General features: G+C 64.7%; 20 protein-coding genes and 1 pseudogene. 9 read left to right on the top strand and 12 right to left on the bottom strand.

Features of this window, described 5'->3' with window-relative positions; genetic code table 11:
• The first annotated feature begins 107 nt into the window (after positions 1-107).
• Positions 108-656, top strand: coding sequence for a sigma-70 family RNA polymerase sigma factor (locus tag ABIB95_RS06855; RefSeq protein WP_354238319.1), 549 nt, complete (start codon positions 108-110; stop codon positions 654-656).
• Entirely contained in the window at positions 653-1420 is a 768-nt protein-coding gene (locus ABIB95_RS06850; protein WP_354238318.1) for an anti-sigma factor family protein, read from the top strand. The genes ABIB95_RS06855 and ABIB95_RS06850 overlap by 4 nt, the downstream gene beginning before the upstream one ends.
• Positions 1421-1533: 113 nt before the next feature.
• Here ABIB95_RS06850 and hpnO read toward each other — a convergent pair whose 3' ends face one another.
• Positions 1534-2925: an aminobacteriohopanetriol synthase HpnO gene (hpnO, locus tag ABIB95_RS06845; protein ID WP_028146959.1), complete on the bottom strand. Its 1392-nt coding sequence runs from the start codon at positions 2923-2925 to the stop codon at positions 1534-1536.
• Between the two features lie 141 nt (positions 2926-3066).
• On the opposite strand from hpnO, the gene ABIB95_RS06840 reads away from it, so the two are divergent.
• Positions 3067-3735, top strand: a complete 669-nt coding sequence (locus ABIB95_RS06840) for a DUF2147 domain-containing protein (RefSeq protein WP_354238317.1) — start codon at positions 3067-3069, stop codon at positions 3733-3735.
• Here ABIB95_RS06840 and hpnN read toward each other — a convergent pair.
• On the bottom strand, positions 3703-6291 hold the full coding sequence (gene hpnN / locus ABIB95_RS06835; protein ID WP_354238316.1) for a hopanoid transporter HpnN: 2589 nt from the start codon (positions 6289-6291) through the stop codon (positions 3703-3705). The two genes, ABIB95_RS06840 and hpnN, sit on opposite strands and share 33 nt — an antisense overlap.
• 462 nt (positions 6292-6753) lie before the next feature.
• On the opposite strand from hpnN, the gene ispH reads away from it, so the two are divergent.
• From ispH to ABIB95_RS06820, 3 genes and pseudogenes are all read left to right on the top strand, one after another.
• Positions 6754-7680 carry a 4-hydroxy-3-methylbut-2-enyl diphosphate reductase gene (gene ispH / locus ABIB95_RS06830; RefSeq protein WP_063984631.1) on the top strand — a complete coding sequence of 309 codons (927 nt, stop codon included), beginning with the start codon at positions 6754-6756 and terminating at the stop codon, positions 7678-7680.
• A gap of 35 nt (positions 7681-7715) precedes the next feature.
• Positions 7716-8876 (top strand): adenosyl-hopene transferase HpnH, encoded by a 1161-nt coding sequence (hpnH, locus tag ABIB95_RS06825; RefSeq protein WP_354238315.1) that lies wholly within the window; start codon positions 7716-7718, stop codon positions 8874-8876.
• A gap of 69 nt (positions 8877-8945) precedes the next feature.
• Positions 8946-9191: pseudogene (locus tag ABIB95_RS06820) on the top strand (ROK family protein); the annotation flags it as partial.
• 70 nt (positions 9192-9261) lie between these two features.
• Here the strand turns inward: ABIB95_RS06820 and ABIB95_RS06815 are convergent.
• From ABIB95_RS06815 to ABIB95_RS06790, 6 genes are all read right to left on the bottom strand, one after another.
• Entirely contained in the window at positions 9262-10011 is a 750-nt protein-coding gene (locus ABIB95_RS06815) for a phosphorylase (RefSeq protein WP_063984634.1), read from the bottom strand.
• Positions 10008-12005, bottom strand: a complete 1998-nt coding sequence (shc, locus tag ABIB95_RS06810) for a squalene--hopene cyclase (protein ID WP_354238314.1) — start codon at positions 12003-12005, stop codon at positions 10008-10010. The genes ABIB95_RS06815 and shc overlap by 4 nt, the downstream gene beginning before the upstream one ends.
• Positions 12006-12055: 50 nt before the next feature.
• The gene (gene hpnE, locus ABIB95_RS06805; RefSeq protein ID WP_028146952.1) at positions 12056-13312 is read right to left on the bottom strand and encodes a hydroxysqualene dehydroxylase HpnE; all 1257 of its coding nucleotides are present in this window, start codon (positions 13310-13312) and stop codon (positions 12056-12058) included.
• Positions 13312-14151, bottom strand: a complete 840-nt coding sequence (gene hpnD / locus ABIB95_RS06800) for a presqualene diphosphate synthase HpnD (RefSeq protein ID WP_208085714.1) — start codon at positions 14149-14151, stop codon at positions 13312-13314. Before hpnD ends, hpnE begins: the two co-directional genes overlap by 1 nt.
• The gene (hpnC, locus tag ABIB95_RS06795) at positions 14141-15025 is read right to left on the bottom strand and encodes a squalene synthase HpnC (RefSeq protein ID WP_354238313.1); all 885 of its coding nucleotides are present in this window, start codon (positions 15023-15025) and stop codon (positions 14141-14143) included. Before hpnC ends, hpnD begins: the two co-directional genes overlap by 11 nt.
• A 192-nt stretch (positions 15026-15217) precedes the next feature.
• Positions 15218-15451, bottom strand: coding sequence for a hypothetical protein (locus ABIB95_RS06790; protein WP_028143219.1), 234 nt, complete (start codon positions 15449-15451; stop codon positions 15218-15220).
• A gap of 457 nt (positions 15452-15908) precedes the next feature.
• Between ABIB95_RS06790 and ABIB95_RS06785 the strand changes: the two genes are divergently transcribed.
• Together ABIB95_RS06785 and ABIB95_RS06780 are read left to right on the top strand one after the other, a co-directional pair.
• Positions 15909-16406 (top strand): hypothetical protein, encoded by a 498-nt coding sequence (locus ABIB95_RS06785; protein WP_028146949.1) that lies wholly within the window; start codon positions 15909-15911, stop codon positions 16404-16406.
• Positions 16407-16481: 75 nt separating this feature from the next.
• Positions 16482-17315 (top strand): hypothetical protein, encoded by an 834-nt coding sequence (locus tag ABIB95_RS06780; RefSeq protein ID WP_354238312.1) that lies wholly within the window; start codon positions 16482-16484, stop codon positions 17313-17315.
• A 28-nt stretch (positions 17316-17343) separates the two neighbouring features.
• Here the strand turns inward: ABIB95_RS06780 and ABIB95_RS06775 are convergent, their stop codons facing one another.
• The 4 genes from ABIB95_RS06775 to ABIB95_RS06760 all read right to left on the bottom strand — a co-directional run bounded on the left by ABIB95_RS06775 (position 17344) and on the right by ABIB95_RS06760 (position 23828).
• Positions 17344-19710 (bottom strand): efflux RND transporter permease subunit, encoded by a 2367-nt coding sequence (locus ABIB95_RS06775; protein WP_063984642.1) that lies wholly within the window; start codon positions 19708-19710, stop codon positions 17344-17346.
• Between the two features lie 207 nt (positions 19711-19917).
• Positions 19918-20700: an ethanolamine ammonia-lyase subunit EutC gene (gene eutC / locus ABIB95_RS06770; RefSeq protein WP_354238311.1), complete on the bottom strand. Its 783-nt coding sequence runs from the start codon at positions 20698-20700 to the stop codon at positions 19918-19920.
• A 6-nt stretch (positions 20701-20706) separates the two neighbouring features.
• Entirely contained in the window at positions 20707-22293 is a 1587-nt protein-coding gene (locus tag ABIB95_RS06765) for a B12-binding domain-containing radical SAM protein (RefSeq protein WP_354238310.1), read from the bottom strand.
• A gap of 152 nt (positions 22294-22445) precedes the next feature.
• On the bottom strand, positions 22446-23828 hold the full coding sequence (locus ABIB95_RS06760) for an ethanolamine ammonia-lyase subunit EutB (protein WP_354116865.1): 1383 nt from the start codon (positions 23826-23828) through the stop codon (positions 22446-22448).
• Between the two features lie 219 nt (positions 23829-24047).
• On the opposite strand from ABIB95_RS06760, the gene ABIB95_RS06755 reads away from it, so the two are divergent.
• On the top strand, positions 24048-25787 hold the full coding sequence (locus tag ABIB95_RS06755) for a methyl-accepting chemotaxis protein (RefSeq protein ID WP_354238309.1): 1740 nt from the start codon (positions 24048-24050) through the stop codon (positions 25785-25787).
• The last annotated feature ends 149 nt before the right edge of the window (positions 25788-25936 follow it).

Genomic DNA, 25936 nt, shown 5'->3' with positions numbered 1-25936 from the left:
GGTGGTCCCACGCCGGCCGGGCTCGTGTGCCTTCCGTCACACACGGGGACGAAACAAACAGGGACGAAACAACGCGACGCGCAGAACAAGAGGCAAAGCGAGGAGCGATGCCCGCCAACGACGATTTGCAGAAGGCGCAGCGCTTCCGCGAAGCCGCGCTGCCCTATCTCGACGACGTCTACACGCTCGCGCGCTATCTGCTGCGCGATGCCTCCGACGCCGAGGACGCGGTGCAGGAGTGCTATCTGCGCGCGCTGAAGCACTTTGACAGCTATCGCGGGCCGGCGATGAAGCCCTGGCTGTTCGCGATCCTGCGCAACGTCTGCAACGCCGAATACGCGCGGCGCGCGCACAGGCCCAGCGCGATCGAGGATACGCCCGGCGCCGCCGAGCAGACGCCGATCTGGCAGGAGAGCGAGGCGAGCCCCGAGACCGAAGTGCTGCGCAGCCGCGATGCCGGCGCCATCCGCAAGCTGATCGACACGCTCGCCGAACCGTTCAAGGAAACATTCGTGCTGCGGGAGATCAACAACCTGTCCTATCGTGAAATCGCCGAGGCCGTCGGCGCCCCCGTCGGCACCGTGATGTCCCGCCTCGCCCGCGCCCGCGCCATGCTGCGCGCGGCCTGGACGGCGGAAGAGGAGCATTCGAGATGACCTGCGACGAAGCAAAAATCCTGCTTCACGCGCTGCTCGACAACGAGCTCGATGCCGGCCACGCGCGCGAGGTCGAAGCCCACATTGCCAGCTGCCCGGACTGCGCCGCGGAGTTTGCCGCACAACGCGAGATGCAGCGCGCGCTCGCCGACACCGATTTGCGCTATGCCGCGCCGGCTAGCCTGCGCGCCCGGATCGAAGCCTCGCTGCCACAGCCGCAGCGCCGGCAACCGACCCGCCGCTCGGTGCTACGCGGCTTTGCAATGGGCTCTGCCGTCTCCGCGCTCGCCGCCTCCGGCGTCGTCGCCGTGGTGCTGCGCCAGGACGACCAGCAGCGCATCCTGTCGGAGGTCGTCTCCGCGCATCTGCGCTCGCTTCAGGCCGGCCACCTCATCGACGTGGTCTCCACCGACCAGCACACCGTGAAGCCGTGGTTCAACGGCAAGCTCGACGTCGCCCCGCCCGTGATCGATCTCACCGCGCAAGGCTTCACGCTGGTCGGCGGCCGGCTCGACTATATCGACGCCCGCGCCATCGGCGCCGTCGTCTACAAGCGCCGGCAGCACGTGATCAATTTGTTCGTATCGCAGACATCGAACGCGGAATATCGCGCGCCGAAGACCGAGACCATGCAGGGCTTCAACTGCCGCCGCTGGGGCAATCGCGGCCTGAACTTCTGGGCCGTCAGCGATATCGGCGCCGACGAGCTCGCCGAATTCGTCGACAAGTTCGAGGCGGCGATGAAGGCGAATGTGGAGGGGTAGCTGGAACCAGCGTCATTGCGAGCCGAGCGAAGCAATCTAGCCCGCATCCGCAGAGGCATACCGGATTGCTTCGCTTCGCTCGCAATGACGATTGCTGAGATAGATCGGCGAATTTACGCCGACCGCCGCACCGCGTTGTCCACCAGCGTCTTGCCGAGCGACCAGATCGCGCCGGGGACCTTGTGGCTGCCGGCGATGACGTCGTCGAAGGCGCGCTCGATCCAGCCGCAATCTTCCTCGGTGATGGTGAGCGGCGGCAGCAGCTTGATGGTGTGGCTGCCGTGACCGGCGACTTGCGTGAGGATCTTGTGGTCCTTGAACAGCGGCACGGTGATGAGCTGGCAGAACAGGCCCTTGTTGGCAGCTTCCAGCACGTTCCAGGACGCCCGCAGCCGCAGCGACTTCGGCGGGCCGAACTCGACGCCGATCATCAGGCCCTTGCCGCGCACTTCCTTCATCAACTCGTAGCCGGGCACCATGCGCGTCAGCGCCAAGCGCAGCTCGGCGCCGCGCTTGGCGGCGGACTCGATCAGCTTCTCGGATTCCATGACGTCGAGCGTCGCGATGCCCGCGGCCATCGCCAGATCGTTCTTGGAGAAGGTGGAGCCGTGCACCACAGCGCGGTCCATCTGATTGAAGATCTTGTCGAAGATGCTCTTGCGCGTCAGCACGGCGCCGACCGGCACGTGGCCGCCGGACAGCGACTTCGACAGCAGCACCATGTCGGGCTCGACGTTCCAGTGCTCGACCGCCAGGAAGCGGCCGGTGCGGCCCATGCCGGTCTGGATCTCGTCGGCGACGAACAGCGTGCCGTATTTCTTGCAGAGTGCGGCAGCGCCCGGCAGGAACTCGTCGGTGGGCATGTTGACGCCCTTGCCCTGGATCGGCTCGACGACGAAGGCCGCGACCTCGCGCGAGGCCAGCGCCTTTTCGAGCGCGGCGAGGTCGTTGAACGGAATCGAGGTGCAGCCGGGCAGCAGCGGCTCGAAGCCGGTACGGAAGTTCGAATCACCCGTCAGCGACAGCGCGCCGTAGGTCAGGCCATGATAGCCGTGGGCGCAATAGACGATGCCGGGACGGCCGGTGGCGCCGCGGGCGAACTTGATCGCCGCTTCGACGCATTCGGCGCCGGAATTGGCGAAGAACGCCTTGTCGAGATAGGGGACGTATTTCAGCAGCCGCTCGGCGAGCACGCCGGCGAGTACCGAGACGTCGAACTGGACCAGATTGGGCAGGTCGGCATCGAGCACGCTCTTGAGCGCCTCGCGCATGACAGGGTGATTGCGCCCGATCGCGAACACGCCAAAGCCGGACAACAGGTCGAGATAGCGCGCCCCCTCGCGATCGTAGAGGTACTGCCCCTGCCCTTTCTGGAAGCCGACATCGTAGCCGATGGTCTTGAGAACCCGAACGAACTGTTCGTTCAGATACCGATTATGCAGGGTGCTGCGCTGGGCCTGACGGTCCGCGAATAGCTGAGACATGTCTGGATTTGGGCTGTGCATCCGCTACATACTTCGCTTGAGGGCCGGCTCGTCAACTGAAAAGGGACCGTTACCGAAAACGGTCTGTGCGGCCTTTTGCCCTTTTTCGGACCATCTTCGCAAGCACAGCTTTAAACCATGTTGCACTGCCAAGGAACTATCATGCGTTTAGCCCTTTACACCGGACTAATACTGGCTGGTGGTTACACCTGCCTGACACCCGCGCTCGCCGCCGATCCCACCGGCGACTGGCGGGTCGCCGACGCCGTCGCCAACATTCGTGTCGCCCAATGCAATGGCAGCATGTGGGGCGCGGTTTCCTGGGAAAAACAGCCCGGCGGCCGCGATGAATACAATCCGGATGCGTCGAAAAAGACCAGGCCGACGCTGGGCATGGCGACCCTGATCGACATGAAGAAGAAGCCCGGCGTCGATCAGTGGGAAGGGCAGGTCTACAACGCCAAGGACGGCCAGCTCTACAGCGCAACCATCACGCCCGTCGGCACCGACCAGCTCGAGATCAAGGGCTGCGTGATGGGCTTCCTCTGCGGCGGCGAGACCTGGACCCGCGTCGCCCCGCCGATTCCTTTGAGCACCGCCAATGCCATGGCCAAGGGTGCGCCGAAGCCCACCGGCGCGGCGCCGAAAGCCCAAGGCACCACGGGCGGCACCACCACAGGCGGCACGACCGGCGCCAGCGCCACAGCGCCGGCCCTTGCCCCCGCAGCCCAGAAGACCGCCACCACCACCGCCAAGCCCGGTCAGAAGAACGCCGCCGACCAGGTCGGCGACATCTGCCTACTCCCTGAGATTGCGGGGTTTGCCCATTAGGGCCGGCTGGAACAGCAGCACTGCGGCAAGCGTCGTCACCAGCGAGAGTGCGAGCAGCTTGCCCATGCTGGACGTTCCGGGGTGGCTCGACAGCCACAGGCTGCCGAACGCGGTCGCCGTCGTCAGCGCGCTGAAAAAGATTGCGCGCGTCAGGCTGGTCTGGAGCAGATTTGTCCTGCCCGAGCGCCAGGCCACGACATAATAGATCTTGAAGGCGACGCCGACGCCGAGCAGCAGCGGGAACGCGACGATGTTGGCGAAGTTGAGCGGCAGGCCGATCAACACGCAGATTTCGAGCGTGACCGCGCCGGCGACCAGCAGCGGCACGAGCGTCATCAGCACGTCGACGAACCGCCGCAGCGTGATCCAAAGCAACAGGCCGATCACCAGCAGCGCGTAGATGCCGGCGTGGATGAACGCCTTCACCACGGTGTCACCGGATTTCAGGATCGAGACCGGCCCTCCGATCGCGGTCGGCTCGGCAGCGAGCACGGCGGCTGCAAACTTGCGCAGCGTGTCGTTGTCGTTGGGATCGCCCTTCGGCTGCGCCTCGACGCGGATGATCCCGTCCTTGCTCTTCCAGGCGCTGACGAGCTCGGGGGGCAGTGAGGCCAGGGTGACCGGCCCGGCCTGCATCGCATTCCTGAGCTGGCCGAACGCGATCTTCAGCGGCGTGACGAACACGTCCTGCGCCTTGTTCCGCGTGGCCTCGTCGCCATTGGCGAGCTTTTCGAGCGCGTCCGCCAGCCGGCGCGAGGCGACGGCGCCCGGGCCCTTCGTGTCACCGGCGGTCCGGCGCAGATTGTCGATTGAGGATTTCAACGCCTCGACGTTTTCCTTGTCCGTTGGCGCAGCGTCGACCTGGTCAGGATTGAGCGCGGGGTTGAGCACCTTGGCGCCCTGCGCGAGCAGCTTCAGCTTTGGCGCCTGGTCGGTCGGCACGAAGCTGTCGAGCGACATCACGCGCAGCACCTCCGGCACCTTCTCCAGCTTCGCCTCGACCTGCCTCGCCTGCTCCTCGGACGTGGTCATCACGTTGATGGCATTGGCGCCGGTGTTCGGATCCTTGCGCAAATCGAGGAAGGTCGCGATCGACTCGGCCTTCGGGTTGCGCAGGTTCATCGGGTTGAAGTCGAACTTCAGGAAGTAGAGCAGCGGCAGGCCGGCGAGCGCCAGCAGCAACGTGCCGCCCACGACCAGCACACGGTGCTTCTCCAGAAAGTAATCGAGCGGCGCCAGGAAGGCATAACCGACGGGCTCCTGCTCACCGGGCGGGTTCAACAGCTTCAGCATTGCGGGCAGTACGGTGATGCTGGAGAGGAACGCCACCAGCATGCCGACGCCGGCGATCTGGCCGAGCTCGGAGATGCCCTTGTAATCGGTGGGCAGGAAACAGAGGAAGCCGGCGGCGGTCGCCATTGCCGCCAGCGACAGCGGCACCGCGGAGCGCTTGGCGGCAAGCACCAGCGCGCCGGAGAGATCGTTGTGCTTGTAGCGCTCCGAGCGGTAGCGGACGCTGTACTGGATACCAAAATCGACGCCCAGTCCCACGAACAGCACGGCGAACGCTATCGACAGCAAATTGAACGAGCCGACCATCATCAGGCCGGCAGCGGTCGTCAGCGCAAGGCCGACGAAGAGATTGACGAACACCGCGAAAATGATCTTCGACGAATGCAGCGCCATCCACAGGATGAGCAGCACGACCAGCACAGTCCCGACGCCGTTGACGACGGCGCCTTCCTGGACGGTGGCGTATTCCTCGTTGGCGATCGGGACCGGACCGGTCAGTCGCACTCGTGCCTGGTACTTGTTCGCAAAATCCAGATCAACTGCCGCCTTGCGGATCGCGTCGGTGGCGCCCTTGCCGGGCTCCAGCGCGTTGTAGTCCAGGATTGGCTTGAACTCGATGAAGGCGCGCTTATCGGAATCCGTCAGCGGCTCGTCGCTGACGAGCTCACGCCAGGAGAAGCTCGCTTTGCCCTTGTTGAGCACGGTCTCGACCGTTTGCGCGATCTGATTGAAGGGCCGCGCGGTATTGTCGAGCTTGACCTGGCCGCGCTTGACGCCGGCAAGTCCCGTCTCCAGCGCGCCGGTCAGGCCGCGGATCGAGGGATCACCGGCCATGATCTCGACCAGGGGCGCTGCGGATTCGAACTGGCTGGTGATCTTGCCGACCTCTTCGGTCGGCAGGAACAGCAAGCCGTTCTTCTCAAAGAACTCGCCGGTGCCGAGCTGCTGCATCGACTGGAAGTCGGTCTTGTTGTCCTTCAGCTTGGCGAAGAGCGCATCCGCTGCCGCGGTCGCCATCTCCGGCGTCCTGGCCTCGACGACCGCGAGAATCGTCGCGTCGCGGTCGAAGGCACGGTCGAATTGCTGGTCGCGCTGGCGCCAGTCCAAATTCTGGGCAATCAGCGAATTGATGTCGGTGTTGATGGCGAAATGCTTAGACGTGTAATAGCCCGCCCCGACCGAAAGCAGGAGCCCGAGAACGACGACGAGGGAGGCAAACCGGGTGCAGGCCCTGACGATGGCAACGACTACGCTTTGCAGCATCTTTTCTTTCTGCGGTTAACAGCTTGCCGGAAACGCCCGCTGTTTATCGGAGTTCCCCGGCGAAACCTATTGCTGTTTTGAGTGGTTCTCGCCGCACGAAGGTTCGAGGTAAACGGCGACAGACCGTGGCAAAATCATGCGGGGCGGTCGGTATAGCCGGTGACTTGAGGCGGGAAAGTGGCGAAGCGGTGAGCACAAATGTCGCCATCTTGCTCAGAGCGCATGCCCTATTATACTACCGCGGATGCGCACGGTAACGGAACCAGGGTTTCATCCGGTCTTTCCTTTTTGCCGATTTTTTGACACAAAGTGCTGTGCCTCCATGCGCCGGGGCCCAGGTAGGGTGGGCGGTTACCGCGTGCGCGAAACCAATGGTGCGGTTATTGCAACTCATTGGACAGTATCGAAGTGCCGCCGGGGACTTGAGAAGCGGATTGGTGCAAATTGCGTGATGGGCGTCCTATGGAAGTTTATCTAGCGCAGCCGCGCGGCTTTTGCGCGGGCGTGGTGCGTGCGATCGAGATCGTGGAACGGGCGCTGGAGAAGTACGGCCCGCCCGTCTACGTGCGCCACGAGATCGTGCACAACAAGTACGTGGTCGAGAGCCTGAAGAACAAGGGCGCGATCTTCGTCGAGGAACTGTCCGAGGTTCCGCCGAAAGCCGTGACCGTTTTCAGTGCCCATGGCGTCGCCCGCAGCGTCGAGGAAGAGGCTGCCGCGCGCGACCTTCCTGTGCTCAATGCCACCTGCCCCCTGGTCACGAAAGTTCACAATCAGGGGAAACGCTACATCTCCAGGGGCCGCACCCTGATCCTGATCGGCCATGCCGGCCATCCCGAGGTCGAGGGCACGATGGGCCAGGTTCCCGCCCCGGTGCTGCTTGTCCAAAGCGTTGAAGAGGTTAAGGCCTTGACGCTGCAGGCGGATACGCCAGTGGCCTACATCACCCAGACCACCCTGTCGGTCGACGACACCAAGGACATTATTGCGGCCCTCCAAGCCCGCTTTACAGATATTCAAGGCCCGGATATCCGGGATATCTGCTATGCGACACAGAACCGCCAATCTGCGGTAAGGGACTTGAGCAAGCTGGTCGATGTGATCTTGGTGGTGGGCGCTGCCAATAGCTCGAACTCGAACCGGCTCCGCGAAATCGGCACTGAGGCCGGCGTCGCGAGTTATTTGATTGCCGACGGCAGTGCGCTCAATCCGGAGTGGTTGAAAGATGCCAAGACCGTCGGCGTCACGGCCGGCGCTTCGGCGCCTGAGGTACTCGTGGATGACGTGATCGAAGCGATGCGGCGGATCGGACCAGTCAAGGTCTCGGTGCTGCCGGGCCGCGAGGAAAACATCGAATTCCGGCTTCCGGCCGAACTGGCTGCGAGCTGACCCACCCGAATTCCTAGCCCAGAAAGAAACTTGTAATGGCTATCCCCTTCTTCAAGGAAATGCGTATCGGCGGCTATTTGCTCAAGCAGAAACTGCTTGGCCGCAAGCGCTATCCGCTCGTGCTGATGCTGGAGCCGCTGTTCCGCTGCAACCTCGCCTGCGTCGGCTGCGGCAAGATCGATTATCCGGATGCGATCCTCAACCGCCGCATGACCGCCCAGGAGTGCTGGGACGCGGCCGACGAGTGCGGCGCGCCGATGGTTGCCATTCCCGGCGGCGAGCCGCTGATCCACAAGGAGATCGGCGAGATCGTGCGTGGCCTCGTCGAGCGCAAGAAGTTCGTCTCGCTCTGCACCAACGCGCTGCTGCTCGAGAAGAAGCTCGACCTGTTCACGCCCTCCCCGTACCTGTTCTTCTCGGTGCATCTCGACGGCCTGAAGGATCACCACGACAAGGCCGTGTCGCAGAAGGGCGTGTTCGATCGCGCCGTCTCCGCGATCAAGGCGGCCAAGGCGCGCGGCTTCACCGTCAACGTCAACGCCACCATCTTCGACGGCCATCCGGCCGAGGAGATCGCGAAATTCCTCGACCTCACCGTCGAGCTCGGCGTCGGCGTCTCGATGTCGCCGGGCTATGCGTATGAGCGTGCGCCGGACCAGGAGCACTTCCTCAACCGCACCAAGACCAAGAAGCTGTTCCGCGACGTCTTCGCGATGGGCAAGGGCAAGAAGTGGAACTTCATGCATTCCGGCCTGTTCCTGGACTTCCTCGCCGGCAACCAGGAATACGAGTGCACGCCGTGGGGCATGCCCGCGCGCAACATCTTCGGCTGGCAGAAGCCCTGCTACCTGCTCGGTGAAGGCTACGCAAAAACCTTCAAGGAGCTGATGGACACCACCGACTGGGAAACCTACGGCACCGGCAAGTACGAGAAGTGTGCCGACTGTATGGCCCATTGCGGCTACGAGCCGACGGCTGCGACCGCTGCCATCAGCCACCCGCTGAAGGCGATGTGGGTGTCGCTGCGCGGCATCAGGACCACGGGCCCGATGGCGCCCGAGATCGACATGACCAAGCAGCGTCCGGCGCAGTACATCTTCTCGGCGGAAGTGCAGAAGCGCCTGTCGGAGATCCGCAAGGACGAGGCCCTCGCCGCCCAAGAGAAGGCAGCCCGCAAGGCGTCGACCGCCGCCTAAGCACGCAAGTCGGTACGAACCGAAAAAGGCCCGGTCGCCACCGCGACCGGGCCTTTTCATCTTCGGCGCGAACGCCCCGAGGCAACGATATCCGTGCTGCGCCCACACCATGTGATCCTGGCGGGACCCGGCCTGCAGGCATTCGACATGATGCGCCGCGCCTATGAGGAGCGGCTCGAGCAAGCGGTGTTGCCATGGCTGCTCAAGTCCACGGCGATCTATCTGCGTCCAAGCGAGTCGGCGGCAATTGTCGAAGGCATGATGCGACGGACGCTGTGGGACGTGGACCGAAACCGCATGGAGGCGACCGAGTGAGCAGGCACCAAAACGCAAAAGGCCCGGTCGCCAATGGCGACCGGGCCTTTTGCTTTATCGCATCAAGAGGTCAGGCCGCCTTTGAGACCAAGGCCTCGCTGTCGACGAGCTCGGTGCCGATCAAATAGTCGCGGCAGCCGCGCAGCGAACGCAGCGCGCGGTTGAAGTCGATGCCGGTCGAGACCAGCGCATGCAGCGTCGTCGGATTGCGCACGATGCCGCGCAGGACCGCCGCAAGGTCGATCTGGCCGTTCGGCTTGATGGCGGCGCGGGCGAGCGCCGGCAGCGCGCGATGGGCGGGATCGCTGATGACGCGGACCGCGGCAAAGGGCAGCCCCGCCTCGGCGGCGTAGGCGGCCGCGATGTGGCTTTCCATGTCGACGGCGGAGGCGCCGGTTTCCGAATGCAGCGCCGCCTTGCAGGACCGCTTCGTGACCACCTCCTCGGCGCCGGCAAGGCTGCCGCGCACCACGCGGCGGCGGCCCGACGTCAGGCGGTCGATCAGGTCGTCGCCGAGCGACAGGCCTGCGGCCCAGCGGGTATCGCCGGAGAGCACCTCGGTCGCCAGCACGACGTCGCCGGAGCGCAGCGTCGGGTCGAGCCCGCCGGCCACGCCGAACGAGATCACGCCGCGAATCGTCTCGGGATCCACCACCGTCAGAAGCGCCCGCAACTGGGTCGGGCTGCTCGACGAGCAAATGACCGCCATTCCGGGCCCAGCCGCGATACGGGCCTCCTGAACCAGTCCAGTCACGATCAATATCGGCCGCGGGTCGATGGCATTACCCACGGTCAGATAGTCCCCCGTCCCCAAAGTCACATCCCGACCCCTACCACCCTGCTGTTGGTGTTCCGCAAGTTCCGATACCGCGCCAACGCCCACAGCGGGAAGAACTTCGGGTAACCGTGATAACGCAGATAGAATACACGAGGAAAGCCTGTGGCGGTGTACCGCTGCTCGTCCCACAGTCCTTTTTTGTTCTGTGTTGCAATCAGGTACTCCACCCCGCGGGCGACGGCCGGGTGATCAACCTCGCCAGCAGCCATCAGGGCAAGCAAGGCCCATGCCGTTTGCGAGGCGGTCGAGGGAGACGCCTCCCAGCCCTTGTAGTCGAGACGGTAGCTGACGGCGTCCTCGCCCCAGCCGCCGTCCTTGTTCTGGATCGAGGCCAGCCAGTCGGCGGCTTTCCGAATCATCGGGTCGTTATGGCGGACGCCGGCCATGTTGAGGGCACAGAGCACCGACCAGGTTCCGTAGATGAAGTTCATGCCCCAGCGGCCGTACCAGGACCCCTCCGGGTGCTGGGTCTTCCTGAGGTAGGCGACCCCGTCGGCCACATGCTTGCTGGACTTCTCGGTCTCGCCGAGCTGGGCCAGCATGGAGATGCAGCGCGCGGTGACGTCCTCGGTCGGCGGATCGAGCAGCGCGCCATGGTCCGAGAACGGGATGTTGTTCAGATAGTATTCGAGGTTGTTGACGTCGAAGGCGGCCCAGCCGCCGTCGTCGCTCTGCATGCCCTCGATCCACTCCCGGCCGCGGTCGATCGCGGCGTCATAGCCGGTCGCACCGTGCTCGCGTCGCATGCGGTCCATCGACATCACCACCACCGCGGTGTCGTCGAGATCGGGATAATAGGCATTGTTGTACTGGAAGGCCCAGCCGCCCGGGCGCACGTCGGGCCGCTTCACCGCCCAGTCGCCCTTCACCTCGAGCTCCTGCTTCGGGATCAGCCAGTCGAGGCCCTGCTTGGCCGCAGGCAGGGCGATGTCACCGCCGGCTTCCAGCAGCGCGTGGGCGGTCAGCGTCGTGTCCCACACCGGCGAGACGCAGGGCTGGCAATAGGCCTCGTCGCCGTTGAACACGAGCAGCTTGTCGATGCCCCGGCGCGTGACCGCGCGCGGCGGATAATTCTCGTCCTTGCCGAGCGCGTCATACATCATGACGATGTTGGCCATCGGCGGATAGATCGCGCCCATGCCGTCCTCGCCGTTGAGGCGTTCCTCGGTGAAGGCGAGCGCCGCATCGATCGCGCGCTGGCGCAGGCTCTTCGGAAACATCGGCTCGATCACGCGCAGAATGCCGTCGAGTGCACGAAACAGCACGAACCAGGCCATGCTCTGGTGCGGCGCCTTCGCGGTCATGCCGATCGAGCGCGGATCCTGGAGAAACAGCTCGTCGATCCCGACGCCCTTAGGATTCTTCGCCAGCGGCTTCAGCGCGGCAAGAACCATCAGCGGCACCATGGTGGTGCGGGCCCAGTAGGAAATCTTGTTGATGTGGAACGGCGACCAGAACGGCAGCAGCACGATCTCGATCGGCAGCACCGGCACCGCGCGCCAGGTCACCACGCCAAACATCGCAAGCAGGAAGCGTGTGAAGACGTTGCTGTTGATCGCGCCGCCGCGGGCATGGATCGCCTCGCGCGCACGCACCATGTGCGGGGCGTCGACGGAATCGCCGATCATCTTGAGCGCGAAGTAGGACTTCACGCTCGCACTCATGTCGAACTCGCCGTCATGCACCAGCGGCCAGCCACCATGGGCGCCCTGAACGCGGCGGAGATAATTGCCGATCTTGGCCTCGAGCACGGCGTCCACGGGCTCTGCGAGATAATGGCGCAGCAGGATGTATTCGGCCGGAATCGTGCAGTCGGCCTCGAGCTCGAACACCCAATGGCCGTCGGATTGCTGGAAGCCGAGAACGCCTTGCGTCGCCGACGCAATGCTCGATTCCAGGACGCCCGATTCCAAGATCCTCGATTCCAAGGCTCTGGATTCTTGGGCTTGGCGGCTGGTCGCGTTCACGGAATCCATGTCGCTCGATTGCTCCGATAGTCGATTGAAATTGACCGGGACTTTGCCCGTCAGGGCCGCTTTGCGGCCAAAACCAGATCGGCGGCGCGATCACCGGACCGCACCGATCCCTCGATGGTTGCAGGCAATCCCGTAGCAGTCCAGTCGCCGGCAAGAAACAGGTTTTTCAGCGCAGTGGCCGGCCCCGGACGCAGGGCATTCTGGGCCGGTGTGGCCGCAAATGTGGCACGGCGCTCGCGCACGATCTGCCAGGGGGGCAGCTCGCCGGACACGCCGCCCGCCTCGCAGACGTCGTTCCAGATCGCCTGCGCGAGTTCCTCGCGCGGCATGTCGACCAGGCGGTCGCCATTGCTGATGGTCACGGAGAGCCGGTTCGGGAACGCGAACAGCCATTCCACGACGCCGCCGATCACGCCGAGGATCGGCGCCGAACCGGGCGGCGGTTCAAAGCGGAAATGCGCATTCACGATGGCGCGGAATTCGGTCGGCGTCTTCAGCCCGGGCAGCAGGCTCGCGGCGGCACGCGGCGGCACCGCCATCACGACGACATCGCCCTCACCGAGCTGGATCACATCCTCGCCGCCGAAATTCAGCGCGCTGGCCTTGCCATCACCGGTCGTAAACGAACGCAGCTCATGGCCGAGCTGAACGGTGTGGCCGCGCTCCTGCAAGAACTTCACGGCAGGCTCGATCAGCACGGCGCTCAAGCCGTCGCGCGCAATCAGCGGCCGGCACGCCTGTCCGCCGGCAAGCAGCGTCTCGCGCACGATCGCGCCGGCAAGCCCGGCCGAGCCCTCGGGCGGATCGACGTTGAGCGCTGCAAGCAGCAGCGGCTGCACCAGCCGCTGATACAGGATGCCTTCGCAGGGAATGGACTTGCCGACCAGCGTCTCCTCCGACGCCCAGATCAGCGGCGCCAGCTTGAGATAATCGCTGAGCCCGGTGTCGGGAACGCGGCGGCTCTCGTCGAGCACCCAGGTCGGCAGCCGGCCATCGCCGAGATCGATCTGCCAGCGCTGCCCGGTCTTGATGTCGACGAACGGAAACTGCGCGCGTTCGGGGCCGACGAGGCCCGCCTCGGTGCCGATCGAGCGGGCATAGGCGCGCGCATGGCTATTGCCCGACAGCAGCAGATGATTGCCGTTGTCGATGGTGAGATTGGTGGCGCCGTCGAAATAGGAGCGGCAGCGGCCGCCGGCCTGGTGCGTCGCCTCGTGGACGGCGACCTTGAAGCCGGCATTGGCGAGCCGCACGGCGGCGGAGAGGCCGGAAATTCCAGCACCGATGATGTGAGCTGTCTTTTGCATCAGATGAAAGCGTAACGGAGCAGGATCAGGATGCGCGTGACCTTCGACACACGCACCGGCTCGCGCGGCGCGTTGAAGCCGCGCGCGATCAGGAGGTCCAGGATGGAATGGTAGTATTTCGACATGATCCGGGGCGCGCGCACGGCGCGGCGCTTGTTGCGGTTCATGATCTCGTCCGACTTCTCGAAATGCGCCTTCGCACGCTGCGTCAGCGGCTGGCAGACCTTCGGCAGCGCGCGCTCGGTGATCACGCGGTTCGGGTCGTTGGAGGTGATGCCGGCATGCAGCAGCGCCTCGCGCGGCAGGTAGAGCCGGCCGAGGCCAGCGTCCTCGTCGATGTCGCGCAGGATGTTGGTGAGCTGGAGCGCGCGACCGAGATGGTAGGCGAGCTGGATGCCGTCTTCCTCGGGCAGGCCGAACACCCGCACCGACAGCCGCCCCACGGCGCTGGCGACGCGATCGCAGTAGAGATCGAGCGTCGTCATGTCGGGCGCGCGGATGTCCTGCGGCACGTCCATCTCCATGCCGTCGACGATCGCAAGGAAATCCTCGCGCTTGAGGCCGAAGGTCTTCACCGAGGCGACGTAGTCCTTCAGCCGCGGCGGCGGATGGCCCTGATAGAGCGCGTCGATGTCGTTGCGCCACTCCTGAAGTGCGGCGAGCCGCTCGTCGCGCGGGCCGTCGGAATCGGCGATGTCGTCGACCTGGCGGCAGAAGCTGTAGATCTGGAACATCGCTTCGCGCTGGTCATGCGGCAGGATGCGCATCGCAGCGTAGAAGGAGCTGTTCGATGCGGTCGAGCCGTAATTGGCGCTGGGCGAGGTCGCCTCAAGCGTCATGTGCAGTCCCCGGTCTGGAAATGGCCTTGCGTCCGATCGCGCGGCGGCCGACTTCGCCGATCATGCCGGCGAGGCTGAAAGTGAGAAGCTCGAACTTGTTCAGATGCACGCGCTCGCGCAGGGGATCGCGCACCTTCAACAGGCGCACGATACGATCGGCATAGGCCTGGATCACCGCGACGTCGACGCCGAGGCGGAAATCCCGGATCTCCGCGCTCAGCGACCTGCCCTCGTCGAGCAGGGCTGCGTTGCGCACGGCGAGCGCCTGAAGGCAGGCCAGCATCGCCGGCGGCGACTGCGTCAGCCCCAACTGCTCGACCGAGGCGCCACTCGCGGCCAGCGCGTCGCGCGGCAGATAGACGCGATTGAGCTCGCGAAAATCCTTGCCGCAATCCTGGAGGTGGTTGTTGATCTGGAGCGCCGCACAGAGCGCGTCCGAGGCCGCCCAGGTTGACGTGCTCTCGCCGTGGACGTCGAGCATGAAGCGGCCGACCGGCATCGCCGAGTAGCGGCAATAGTGGATGACCTCGTCCCAGTTTTCGTAGCGCAGCTTGGTCACGTCCATGCGGAACGCGATGAGCACGTCGAGCGCGTGGCGCGGTGCCATGCCTCGCTCGGCCAGCGCCCGCCGCAGAATGACGGCTTCGGCCTGGGTCTCGCCCTCGCCGAGCAGTTCCGCCTCGAGCAGGTCGAGATAAGCGAGCTTCTGGTCGGGAGGCAGCGTCGCGTGATCCGCGATGTCGTCGGCGGTGCGGACGAAATTGTAGTACGCCAGGATCAGCGCGCGATGGCGCGGATGAATGATCCAGGACGCGACGGGAAAATTCTCGTCGCGGTCACCCTTGCCGGATCGCAATTCGCTCGCAGAGGTCATCGAGGGCTGGTTTACAATCGTTTGGACAGGAAGGGCTTTTTCGCTCGCGCGGGCTCATGCCGACGATGCCGCCGCGGCCCCCATATAGGGGAATACGGCCGCAAAACCAATCCTGTCTCTCGATGGCTGCCCTTCCGGATCCGGCCCGAAAAGGCGGCCCCGGGGCCGCCCTTGGTGGGCCAGTGGCCGAGCTTACTGGTTGTGGGTCTTCAGGACCTGGTCGCAGGCCTGCGAGATCTTGGCCCGGTTCTCCTTGAGGCAGGCCAGGATGGTGAAATCGCCCTGGTCGATGACCGGGCGGCAGAACTTCTGCACATCGCGCGTGCAGGCCTTCTGTTCGGCGTCCGTGCCGCGTCCTGCCTGGGCGAATGCCGCCGTCGAAAGGGATGCCGACAGCAGGGTGAGAGCGACGAGAAGCTTACGCATTGTATTCCTTCATTCTGACGGCAGAACCGCACCGATCCCGGACAGCACAGGGTGGACGACCGGAACGGATTGTTCTGATGGCAAGTCGCCGCGGAACGTGCGGCCTCGGAGAAGGCACAAGCACTGGCAAATGCGGCCAAATTGGCGCCACATCCACCAAATCAAGCCTTCCCTCGCTCTTCATTGGCAGATGTAAGAGATTGATACTACGTCATAATTCTGGCACACCGCGTTTTGATGCGTACCTGTTGCAGAGCTGCATCTCTCCGCCCTGCTTTTCCCGCCAGAAACACACCGAAACAGAGAGAATCGCGCAGCCTGACCTGGCGCGAGGGCGTCGTGAACCGCCGTCCCTGGCCGTCAGGCTTTGAACCAGACACAGGCTCGGAACACTAAACTTTCGATGTGGCGAGACGTTCATCCTAAGCGAACGTCGTTCGAAAACGGGATATTCAAAATGCAATTCTTTGGGCGATCTGGACAGGCAATCAAGGCGGCCGGCATCGGGGCTGCGCTGCTCTTCTCAGTCTCGGCAAGCCATGCTCAGTCGTCCGGACCGTTTGCAGGTTTCGACGGTGCGTGGAGCGGCACCGGCACGGTGTCGCTGTCCGATGGCAGCACCGAGCGCATCCGCTGCAAGGCCGACTACAAGGTCGCCGGCACCGGTCTCAGCCTCAAGCAGGCCCTTCACTGCGCGTCCGACAGCTACAAGTTCGACCTCACCAGCGACGTGACGAGCCAGGGCGAGCGAATCTCCGGCAACTGGAGCGAGACCAACCGCAACATCTTCGGCAATCTCCAGGGCACCGCCGGCGGCGGCCAGATCGAGGTGTTCGTCGAGGCCAACGGCTTCGCCGCCAACCTGTCGCTGCGCACCAACGGCACCAAGCAGACGGTGCAGATCAGCTCGAAGGGCGAGATCCGCGGCGTCAACATCACGATGACGAAGGGCTGACGCCCTTCCCAGCGGATAAGGAACACGCCCCCGGTTCTCGCGAGCCGGGGGCTTTTTGCTGACATTGTTGCGGACATGGACCCAATTCGCAGACATCTGCTCAAGGCCGCCGGGCTCTTCGTAACCAGCCGCGCCTTCGCCAATGACCAGCAGGGTACGAGCATGCAGCCTTCGTCGGTACAACCGCGTCACGTGCTCTGCTTCCTCGGCAAGGACGAGAGCCTGCTGCACCCGCCGAAGGCGGTGGCCAAGACGATCGCGGATTTCAACTTCGAGATCGACCGCACCTATTCGCAGGCCAAGCCCGATCCGCACATGGAGCGGTCGTTCGGCGTATGCTGGGACCGCGTCTTCCCGAGAGCCTGGTCTGCCGCGGACGAAGCGGCCGTGGCCAGCCACAAAGCGGTGCTCTATTTGCTGAGCCCGCCGCTGGAGCAGCAGAAGGCAGTCGCCTTTTCGGCGGCGGCCTTGCGCATCGTCGAGGAGATGATCGAGGCTGGCGCCACCGCCGTGAAGGGCGAAAGCGCCGGCGTTGCCCACGGCCTCGAGCGGTGGCGCAGTCTCGGCGATCAGGCACGCAAGGGCGCAAAGACCAGTCAGGGCCTTGGCATGACCCTCGCCGTCGCCAAGGCGTGTCGTCTTGCTTTCGCCAAGCGTCCGCTCGGCGGCGATCGCTATTACGAGAGCGTCGGCTATCACCTTGTCGGCTTGCCGGAGATCTATGTCGCGAAATCGCGCGGCAACGAATGGTCGGCGGTGATGCTCATGGAGGAGCTTACCAACGCCATGGCCGACCGTGGCATCGAAGCGACGCTCTGCGATCGCAAGCTTACGTTCTCGCGGGAGCAGGACTACGCCGAGGACGATTTCAAGTTCAATCCGTACGGGATCGTCCGGGTCGAGGCGTGAGCAAGCGGCGGCGTATGCCGCCGCCCGCTCAGATCGCCGGCTTGTCCGGGCCCTGCAGCTTGGCGTGCAGGTTGATCAACCACATCGCCGTCGGCCGCAGGATGAAGAGATCGGCGACGAGCGCCATCACCATCGAGAAGGCGCTGAGCCAGCCGAACAGCCGCAGCGACGGCAGGTCGGAGAACACGGTGACGACGAGACCGCAGGCCAGCACCAGCGTGGTCAGGATCAATGCCGGGCCGACCAGCACTGTCGCGCGCTCCACCGCGAGCGCCGAACCGACGCCCGGCTTGCTCTCCAGCCTGAGGCGATTGAGGAAGTGGATCGTCGCGCTTAAGCCCAAGCCGAACGAAACGGTCAGCGCCACGACACTGGCAAATTGCAGCCCCTCGCCCATCGCCCACAGCACCGTTCCCGACATCACCACCGGGAAGATGCCCGGCAGGATACAGGCGAACATCACGACCCAGGAGCGGAAGGCAAGGCCGATGAAGATCGCGACGAGCGCGAATTCGACAGTGAGCCCGCGGTTGAGCTTCTCGATCATGCCGGCCGAGTTGCGCGCGGCAATCGCGGCAAGACCCGTTACCGCGATCTCGTAGCCAGGATGCTTCTTGCGGACGGCATCAAGTTCGGAATCGAGCTTGTCGACGATCGGTAGCAGCTGACTGGAATCCTTGTCCGGCACGCGGCCTGCGACCACGACGGCATCCTGCTCGGCGTCGATGAAGCGTCGGACCAGATGCTCGGGGATGACGTTGACATATTCCTTCAGCGTCGCGACGTCGGCGCTGCCGGCCTTGTCCGCGAGCCAGCGGCGCAGGGTCTCGAGCGACCAGACGTTGCCGACACCGGCGGCTTTCTCGACGGTCGCATGCACGTCCGCGATGGTCTGGAGCGTCTCCGGCGAGTAGAGCGTCTCACCCTTGGGGAACTGGACCAGCACGTTGACCGGATTGGCACCGGTGAGCTTGGCATCGAGCCGGTCGCTGGCGGCGACGGCCTGGCGCTTGTCCGGCACCTGATCCGCGAGCCGGTAGCGCGGCTCCAGATTGGCGTAGATGACGCCGAGGCCCGCGACGAACAACACTGCAATCAGGCTGAACAGGCCGGGACGGCCCACCATGCGGACCGCGATCCAGTAGCAGAAATTGCGCAGCGCCTGCACGCCGGCATCCGCGCTCTGGAACTTGGAAGCAAAGACTTTCTCATTGCGCACCAGCAGCACGCCGAACACCGGCACCAGCGACAGCACCGCGACCAGCGCGATGATGGTGGCGGCGAGGCCCGCCTCGCCGAACTTGCGGATCAGGTCGGAGTCGGAGAACTGGAGCGCGATGAAGGAAATGCCGGCGGTGCCGTGCGTCAGCACGCAGGCCGGGCCCACCACCAGCACGGCGTTCTTGAACGCGGTGAACTTGTCCTGGCCCGCGATCAGCCGGTCGCGCGCAGCGAACGTCAACTGCATCGAGTCCGAGAAGCTGATCACCATGATGAGCGGCGTCATCACGTTCAGGAACATGTTGAGATTGAAATTGGCCCAGCCGAGCGCACCGAGCGCCAGCAGGATCGCAATCATCGGCGGGAACGCCGCCGCGACCATGAACGAGATCTTGCGGAAGAAGATGATGGCGATAACGCAGCCGGCGAGGATGCCGAGGATGTTGTAGGTCAGCCCGTCACGCTCGACCGCGTTGCGGATCTCGAGCTGCATCACCGGCACGCCGGAGAGCTGCACGTTGAGGCCGGTATTGCCGAGGTCTTCCTTCATCAGCGCACGGATGTCGCCGACGGTCTTGGTCAGCTTGTTGGAGGCGACCACCTCCGGATCGAGCGACAGCACGATCAGCGCCAGCGTGCCGTCGTCCGACAACAGCTTGCCGCGGATGATCTCGTTGTTCTTGACGGTCTCGACGAACTTGTCATAGGCCGCGCCCTCGGGCAGTTCGGGCGGGAACAGCGCCGCCGGCAGCCTGCCCGGCGCCGGCGCCTGCCGCGCCGAGAACAGCGAGACCAGGCCGCGCGTGCCTTCGACCAGCTGCATGTCGGTGACGAAGTCGCGCAGCTTCTCGAGGTTATTCCGCGCCAGGAGGGTCTTGCCTTCGACCACGACGAGGACGTCGAATTCCTCAGCCGGGAACTTCTTTGTCACCGCTTCATACTGGCGGAATTCCGGCGTGTTGGACCGGAACAGCTGCGACAGCGAATCGTCGATCTTGATCCGGTGAATGCCGAACACGGCACCGACGATCAGGGCGAGCAGAACGATGCAGGAGACGATCGGCGCCCGGACGGCGATCAGCCCGATGCGCTCGAGCCCGAAGGCGATCGAGGACGTCGGTCCCTGCTCGACCTTGTCGACATGAACCTCATTCTCGCGGTGCTTTTCGAGCATGCCTTGTCCAGTTCCTAATCGGCTCGGGTCTGTGAGCTTATTGCGTCCCGCGAACGGCTTGAAAATGCCATACAGATGGGAGGCTTGCCCTTTGAAAATGCGCGGAAAATCGCCGCGAGGGGTTTAGCAGGTCCAAACGCCCTCTCGCAAGCACGCGCAAGCGCACAAATTGGATCAACATGCGGCGATTTCGACCCTTGATACCGGTCATTCCGGCCGGATCGTCCCGATTCGAGCGGGAGGATCGCCGCTCTCGTCTTTCAGCGCCACGCCGGTGGCCTCCCGCGCCAGCCCCTCGCGAACAAGCCAGGCGATTTTGAAGGCGGCCTCGTCATGGCTCAACCCGGCCTTGTGGACGTTCGAGACGCAATTGCGCTCGGCATCGGTGCGGCCCGGCTTCGGTGCGAAGGTCAGATAGGCGCCGAGGCTGTCGGGCGCGGACAGGCCCGGCCGCTCGCCGATCAGCGTCACCACCATGCGCGCACCGAGAATCGCGCCGATCTCGTCGCCGAGCGCGACGCGCGCGCCTGAGGCGACAACGACATGTCCAATCGCGACGTCGTTCCCTTCCGCAAGCAGCGGCAGCAGGTGAGACACCAGCGCCACCGCATGGGCGTGGACCGCGGCCGCCGACAGGCCATCGCCGATCACGACCGCGAGCTGGCACGGCTCCGAGGCATGTCGTGCCAACAGATCGACCGAGCCGGCATCGAGCTGTCGTCCCAGATCCGGCCGCCGCAAATAATCCCTGCGGTCGACCGCCTGGCTCCGCGCCTCGATGACGACGAGGCCAAGCGCGCGGAGATCTGCGACCAGACGCGGCGCGTCGAACACTGCATGGACGGCATCGCGGGCGCGGGCATGGTCCAGCGTGAAATCCAGCAAGGCCCTTGTCGGCACGCTCGCGCCACTGCGCCCGAGCGCGACGCGCGCGGGCGTCAGCGACCGCAGATCGAGGGTCGGGCGGCGCGGGACGGCCGGATCAGACATGTCGCGTCATTCGGCGGGAACGGAGGCTTCCCGCAGGCGGATCGAATAGTTCGAGGCGTTTTGCCTGCCGCTGGACGCCGCGCGCGCAAACGTAATCAGATGGTGCGCGATCAAGGTGCAGCCGATCAGCCCTTCGAGGTCGCCGCGCTTGATGCGCCCGAGCGCAAACTTCCAGAACACGCGCCTGTAGTCGCCGAGCACACCCACTTTCCAGAAGATGTTGCGCAGCATCACGAGACCGCGCCGGATGTTGCGCCAGGTCTTCATCTCGTCCGGCGTCGGCATCTTCAGGCGGTGCACATAGACGTTGTCGCATTGATACTGGAAGCGCGCGTAGACCTTCTCGGGCTCGTAGGCGACGCCCATGGCGTGCTTCCAGGATGCGACGACCTCGTCATAGGGCAACAGGAAGTCGACGTTGGAATCGCGGCCGTCATCCTCGATCAGGCGGCCCTCGCGCTCCAGACGGTCCCACAGCGGCGTCTTCGGCAGCGCCTGGAGCAGGTTGATGGTGAGCAGCGGAATCCGGGACTCCTCGACGAAGGCCAGCAGCGCCTCCGAGGTGTTCGGCTTGTCGGTGTCGAGCCCCATGATGATGCCGGACACGACCTCCATGCCGTAGGAGTTGATCGTTTGCACGCCCTCGAGGATCGGGACCATCATGTTGTGGTCCTTGTGCATCGCCTTCAGCGCGTCGGGATCGGGCGTCTCGATGCCGCAGAAGATGGTGATGAAATAGGCCTCGCGCATCTTTTCGAGGATCTCGGGCCGCTTGGCGATGTTGAGCGTCGCCTCGCAGGCGAGCCGCACCACATAGCCGGTCCGCTTCTGCCATTCGATCAGATGCGGCAGCAGGTCCATCGCCGCCTTGCGGTTGCCGATGAAATTGTCGTCGACGAAATAGACCGTGTCGGTCATCCCGCATTCGCGCAGGCGGTCGAGCTCGGCGATGATCTGCTCGGGCGACTTGAGGCGCGGATTGCGGCCGTAGAGGCCGGGGATGTCGCAGAACTCGCACTGATAGGGGCAGCCGCTGGAATACTGGATGCTGCCGAGGAAGTATTTCTTCACGTCGGCGAGTTCGTAGGCCGGGATCGGAAACTCCGTCATCGGCACGCGGTCCTTGGTAGTGAGCACCACCTGCTCCCCGGGACGCGACGTGTCGCGCGCCAAAATCTCGATCAGCCGATTGGTGGCGTCGCCGAGTTCGCCGACATGGAGATAGTCGAAGGACGGATAATAGTCCGGGCAGGCGCTGACGGAGGGACCTCCGAGCGCGACCGGAAGATCGAATTCATGGGCGCGGCGGCAGATGTCGTTCATCTGCTGGCGCTGGATGTGCATGCCACTGACGAAGACCGCCTCCGCCCAGGCGAACTCTTCGTTGGTCGCGCGACGGAGATTCTCGTCGACGAACTTGACCTCCCACTCCTCGGGCAGATAGGCCGCGAGCAGCAAAAGCCCCTGCGGGGGCATGAAGGCACAGACGCCGTCGGTCAATGGATAGGAATGCTCGAACGTCCCGAACGACGAGGTGTACCGGGGAAACACGCACAGAATCCGCCGGGCCGTACCGTTACTTTCAGCTCGCATCAAAGCTCCCCCGCCACGGTCGACATAGCTGCGGAAATTGCCAGCCAGACACACAGCGTAATGCTGTCGCCGGAATTTCTCAATATTGTGGCAGGACCATAATTCCGAGAGGGACCAATGGTTTCCTCAAGCCGCCGGGCGCTCCCGCCGCGTCACGCGATCAGCCGTGAGGCAAAATCGGGCAGCAGGCCTGCGTCGCCGGCAAGACGGAAATCGGCGCCCGCGATCCCCGACTGCACCAGCCAGTCGTCGAATTCCGGCGCGCGGCGCAGGCCGAAGACGTCGCGGACATAGAGCGCGTCGTGAAAAGACGTCGACTGGTAGTTCAGCATGACGTCGTCGGCCCCGGGGACACCCATGATGAAGGTGACGCCGGCGGCCGCCAGCAGCGTCAGCAGATTGTCCATGTCGTCCTGGTCCGCCTCGGCATGGTTGGTGTAGCAGATGTCGATCCCGAGCGGCAGGCCCAGCAGCTTGCCGCAGAAATGATCTTCCAGCCCGGCGCGGATGATTTCCTTGCCGTCGTAGAGATATTCCGGGCCGATGAAGCCGACCACGCTGTTGACCAGCAATGGCGCAAAGGCGCGGGCGACCGCATAGGCCCGCGCCTCGCAGGTCTGCTGGTCGACGCCGTGATGGGCGCCCGCCGACAGCGCCGAGCCCTGGCCGGTCTCGAAATACATCACGTTCTGCCCGACCGTGCCGCGCTTCTGCGACAGGCCGGCCTGCTGCGCCTCCTTCAGGAGCGCGAGGTCGACGCCAAAGCTGCGGTTGGCGGCCTCGGTGCCGGCGACCGACTGGAAGACGAGGTCGACCGGCACGCCCTGCCCGATCAGCGACAGCGTCGTCGTGACATGGGTCAGCACGCAAGCTTGCGTCGGGATCTTCAGCCGCGCGATGATCTCGTCGAGCAGCCGCAGCAATTGCGCGATGACGGCGGGATCGTCGCTCGCCGGATTGATGCCGATGCAGGCATCGCCGGCCCCCAACAGGATGCCGTCGAGGATCGAGGCGGTGATGCCCCTGGCGTCGTCGAAGGGATGGTTGGGCTGGAGCCGCGTGCTCATCCGCCCCTTCAGGCCGATGGTGTTGCGAAAGGCGGTGGTGACCTCGCATTTCCGCGCCGCCAGGATCAGGTCCTGGTTGCGCATCAGCTTTGAGACCGCGGCCGCCATTTCCGGGGTGATGCCGCCTGCCAGCCTGCGCAAAACCTCGGATGTCGCCGCGTCCGACAGCAGCCAGTCGCGAAAGGCGCCGACCGTCAGCGAAGCCACCGGCGCGAATGCCCTGGCATCGTGGCTGTCGATGACGAGGCGGGTGACCTCGTCGGCTTCGTACGGGATGACAGCTTCCTGCAAGAACTGCCCGAGCGGGACGTCGGCGAGCGCCATCCGCGCCGCGATCATCTGCGCGGCACTTGCCGCGGCAATTCCGGCCAGCCGGTCGCCGGAGCGCGGCGGCGTCGCCTTGGCGAGCAGGTCGCGCAGGTCCGGGAACGTGTAGGTCGTGGCGTCGATGGTGTGGCGGTAGACCAAAGGCCCCTCCGGGGTTCATCGGCCAGTGGCCGACATCAGCGCGATCCCAAACTATACCCAGATCAAGACACTGAAATATCTTACCTTTCTTTCGACTAAGGACGAAGGGGCCGGGCCACGGCGTTAAGACGGCGTCCATCTTCATTCTGCATAGTTTTGCATCAATTTTATACGACCGCGCTCTCCGGCCACTGCCGGCCATTGGGGCCTCTGAAAAGCATGACAACCGACCGATCTGGGAATGCCACGGGGGTGGCAGGCCGTTTCACGCTTGCGACCAAGCTCTACGCGATCTTCGCGCTGTTCGCGCTGCTCACGGCGGCGATCGCGACGCTGTCCGACTACAACAGCCGCCGCAGCGCCGAGTTGACGAGCGCGATCGAGACGGCGAACGCCGCCGCGCTCAATGTCGAGCGAGTCAACTCGCTGGTCTACGCGGTCGTGATGGAATCGCGCGGCGTCTACATGTCGACCGAACCGGCCGTCGTGAAGAAATACGGCGAAGGCCTGCTCAAGTTCAACGCCCAGATCCTCGACGTCGTGAAGCGCTGGGAGACCATCGTCAAAGCCGACGATGCCGAGCAGTTCGCCACGTTCAAGAAGCGCATCGAGCAGTTCGTCGAGTTCCGCAAGGAGCTGGTGCGCCGCGGCGTCGAGATCAATGCGGCCGCGGGCCGCGAATGGGGCGACAACGACGCCAATCGCGCCGTGCGCTCGGCGCTGAACAAGGATCTCGAGGCACTGTCCAAGGTCTATGCCGAACGCGCCAGACAGATCGCGCAAGAGACCGAGACCAATCGCACCCTCTCCTTCGTGCTGACCTGCCTCGGCGGCGTCGCGCTGGCCCTCGTCGTGATCGGCATCGTCATCATCGCCCGCTCGATCGCCCGTCCCCTCTCCGCCATCACCGCGACCATCGAGCAGGTCGCGGACGGCGCCGAGAATGTCGTGGTGCCGCACTCTGACCGCGCCGACGAGATCGGCGCGCTGGCACGCGCCATCCAGATCTTCCAGGACGCGATGGGCCGCAACCGCAATCTCGCCTCGCAGGTCTCGCAGGACTCCGCCGCGCGCGAGCAGCGCGCCCGCCACATCGAGCAATCCGTCGACGCGTTTCGCGAGGCGATCGGCGCGATCATGCGCGGCCTCAGCGACAACGCCTCCGTCATGCGCGAGACGGCACAGACCATCACCCGCGTCACGGCGGATGCCAGCAGCCGCGCCGGCACCGCGGCGAACGCCACCGAGCAGGCCTCCCACAACGTCACGGCGGTGGCAGGTGCGGCCGAGGAGCTGTCCGCGTCGGTGGTGGAGATCGGCCGCCAGGTCCGGCAGTCCGCAAGCGCGGTCGAGCAGACCGGCCAGCGCACCGAAAAATCGATCTCCGAGATCGAAAGCCTCGCGGCCGCCACCCAGCGCATCGACGGCGTCCTCAATCTCATCCAGGCCATCGCCGAGCAGACCAATCTGCTCGCGCTCAACGCCACCATCGAAGCCGCGCGCGCCGGTGACGCCGGCCGCGGCTTTGCCGTCGTCGCGCACGAAGTGAAGGCGCTGGCGGGTCAGACCGCCAAGGCGACCGCCGAGATCGGCGAGAACGTCTCGATGATCCAGGCGTCCACCCGCAACGCGGTCGATGCCGTACGCGAGATCGGCGGCGCCGTGCGCGAGATCAACGATGTCACCTCGGCAATCGCCGGCGCGATCGGCCAGCAGGACGCCGCCACGCGCGAGATCTCGTCCAACGCCCAATCGGCCGCGCAGGGCAACGAGACCCTGGTCGCCAACATCACCTCGCTGCGCGACGCCATCGGCGAGACCGACACGGCGGCAGCCTCCGTGCTGACGGCGGCGAGCAGCCTGACGGAGACGGCGGACACGCTGTCGCGCGAGGTGGAAAAGTTCTTCCAGAACCTGCGTTCGGGAGCGGCCGACAGCCGTATCGCCAAAGCGGGATGATGAAGGCGAAATGATCAGGCGCACCCCGGCGCCATGAGGCCGGCGGCAGGCCTGCCAGAACCAAAACTGAAAAACAACCCCAAGCACAGTAGCCGGGGCCAGCGATATCAATGGCTTGGCTTCGCGCTCGGATGATTGCTGATTTTACG

The sequence above is a fragment of the Bradyrhizobium sp. LA2.1 genome, assembly GCF_040547725.1.
Lineage (GTDB): Bacteria > Pseudomonadota > Alphaproteobacteria > Rhizobiales > Xanthobacteraceae > Bradyrhizobium > Bradyrhizobium barranii.
The sequence above is the reverse complement of the archived record's forward strand: the minus strand, read 5'-3'. Positions and strand labels throughout refer to the sequence as shown.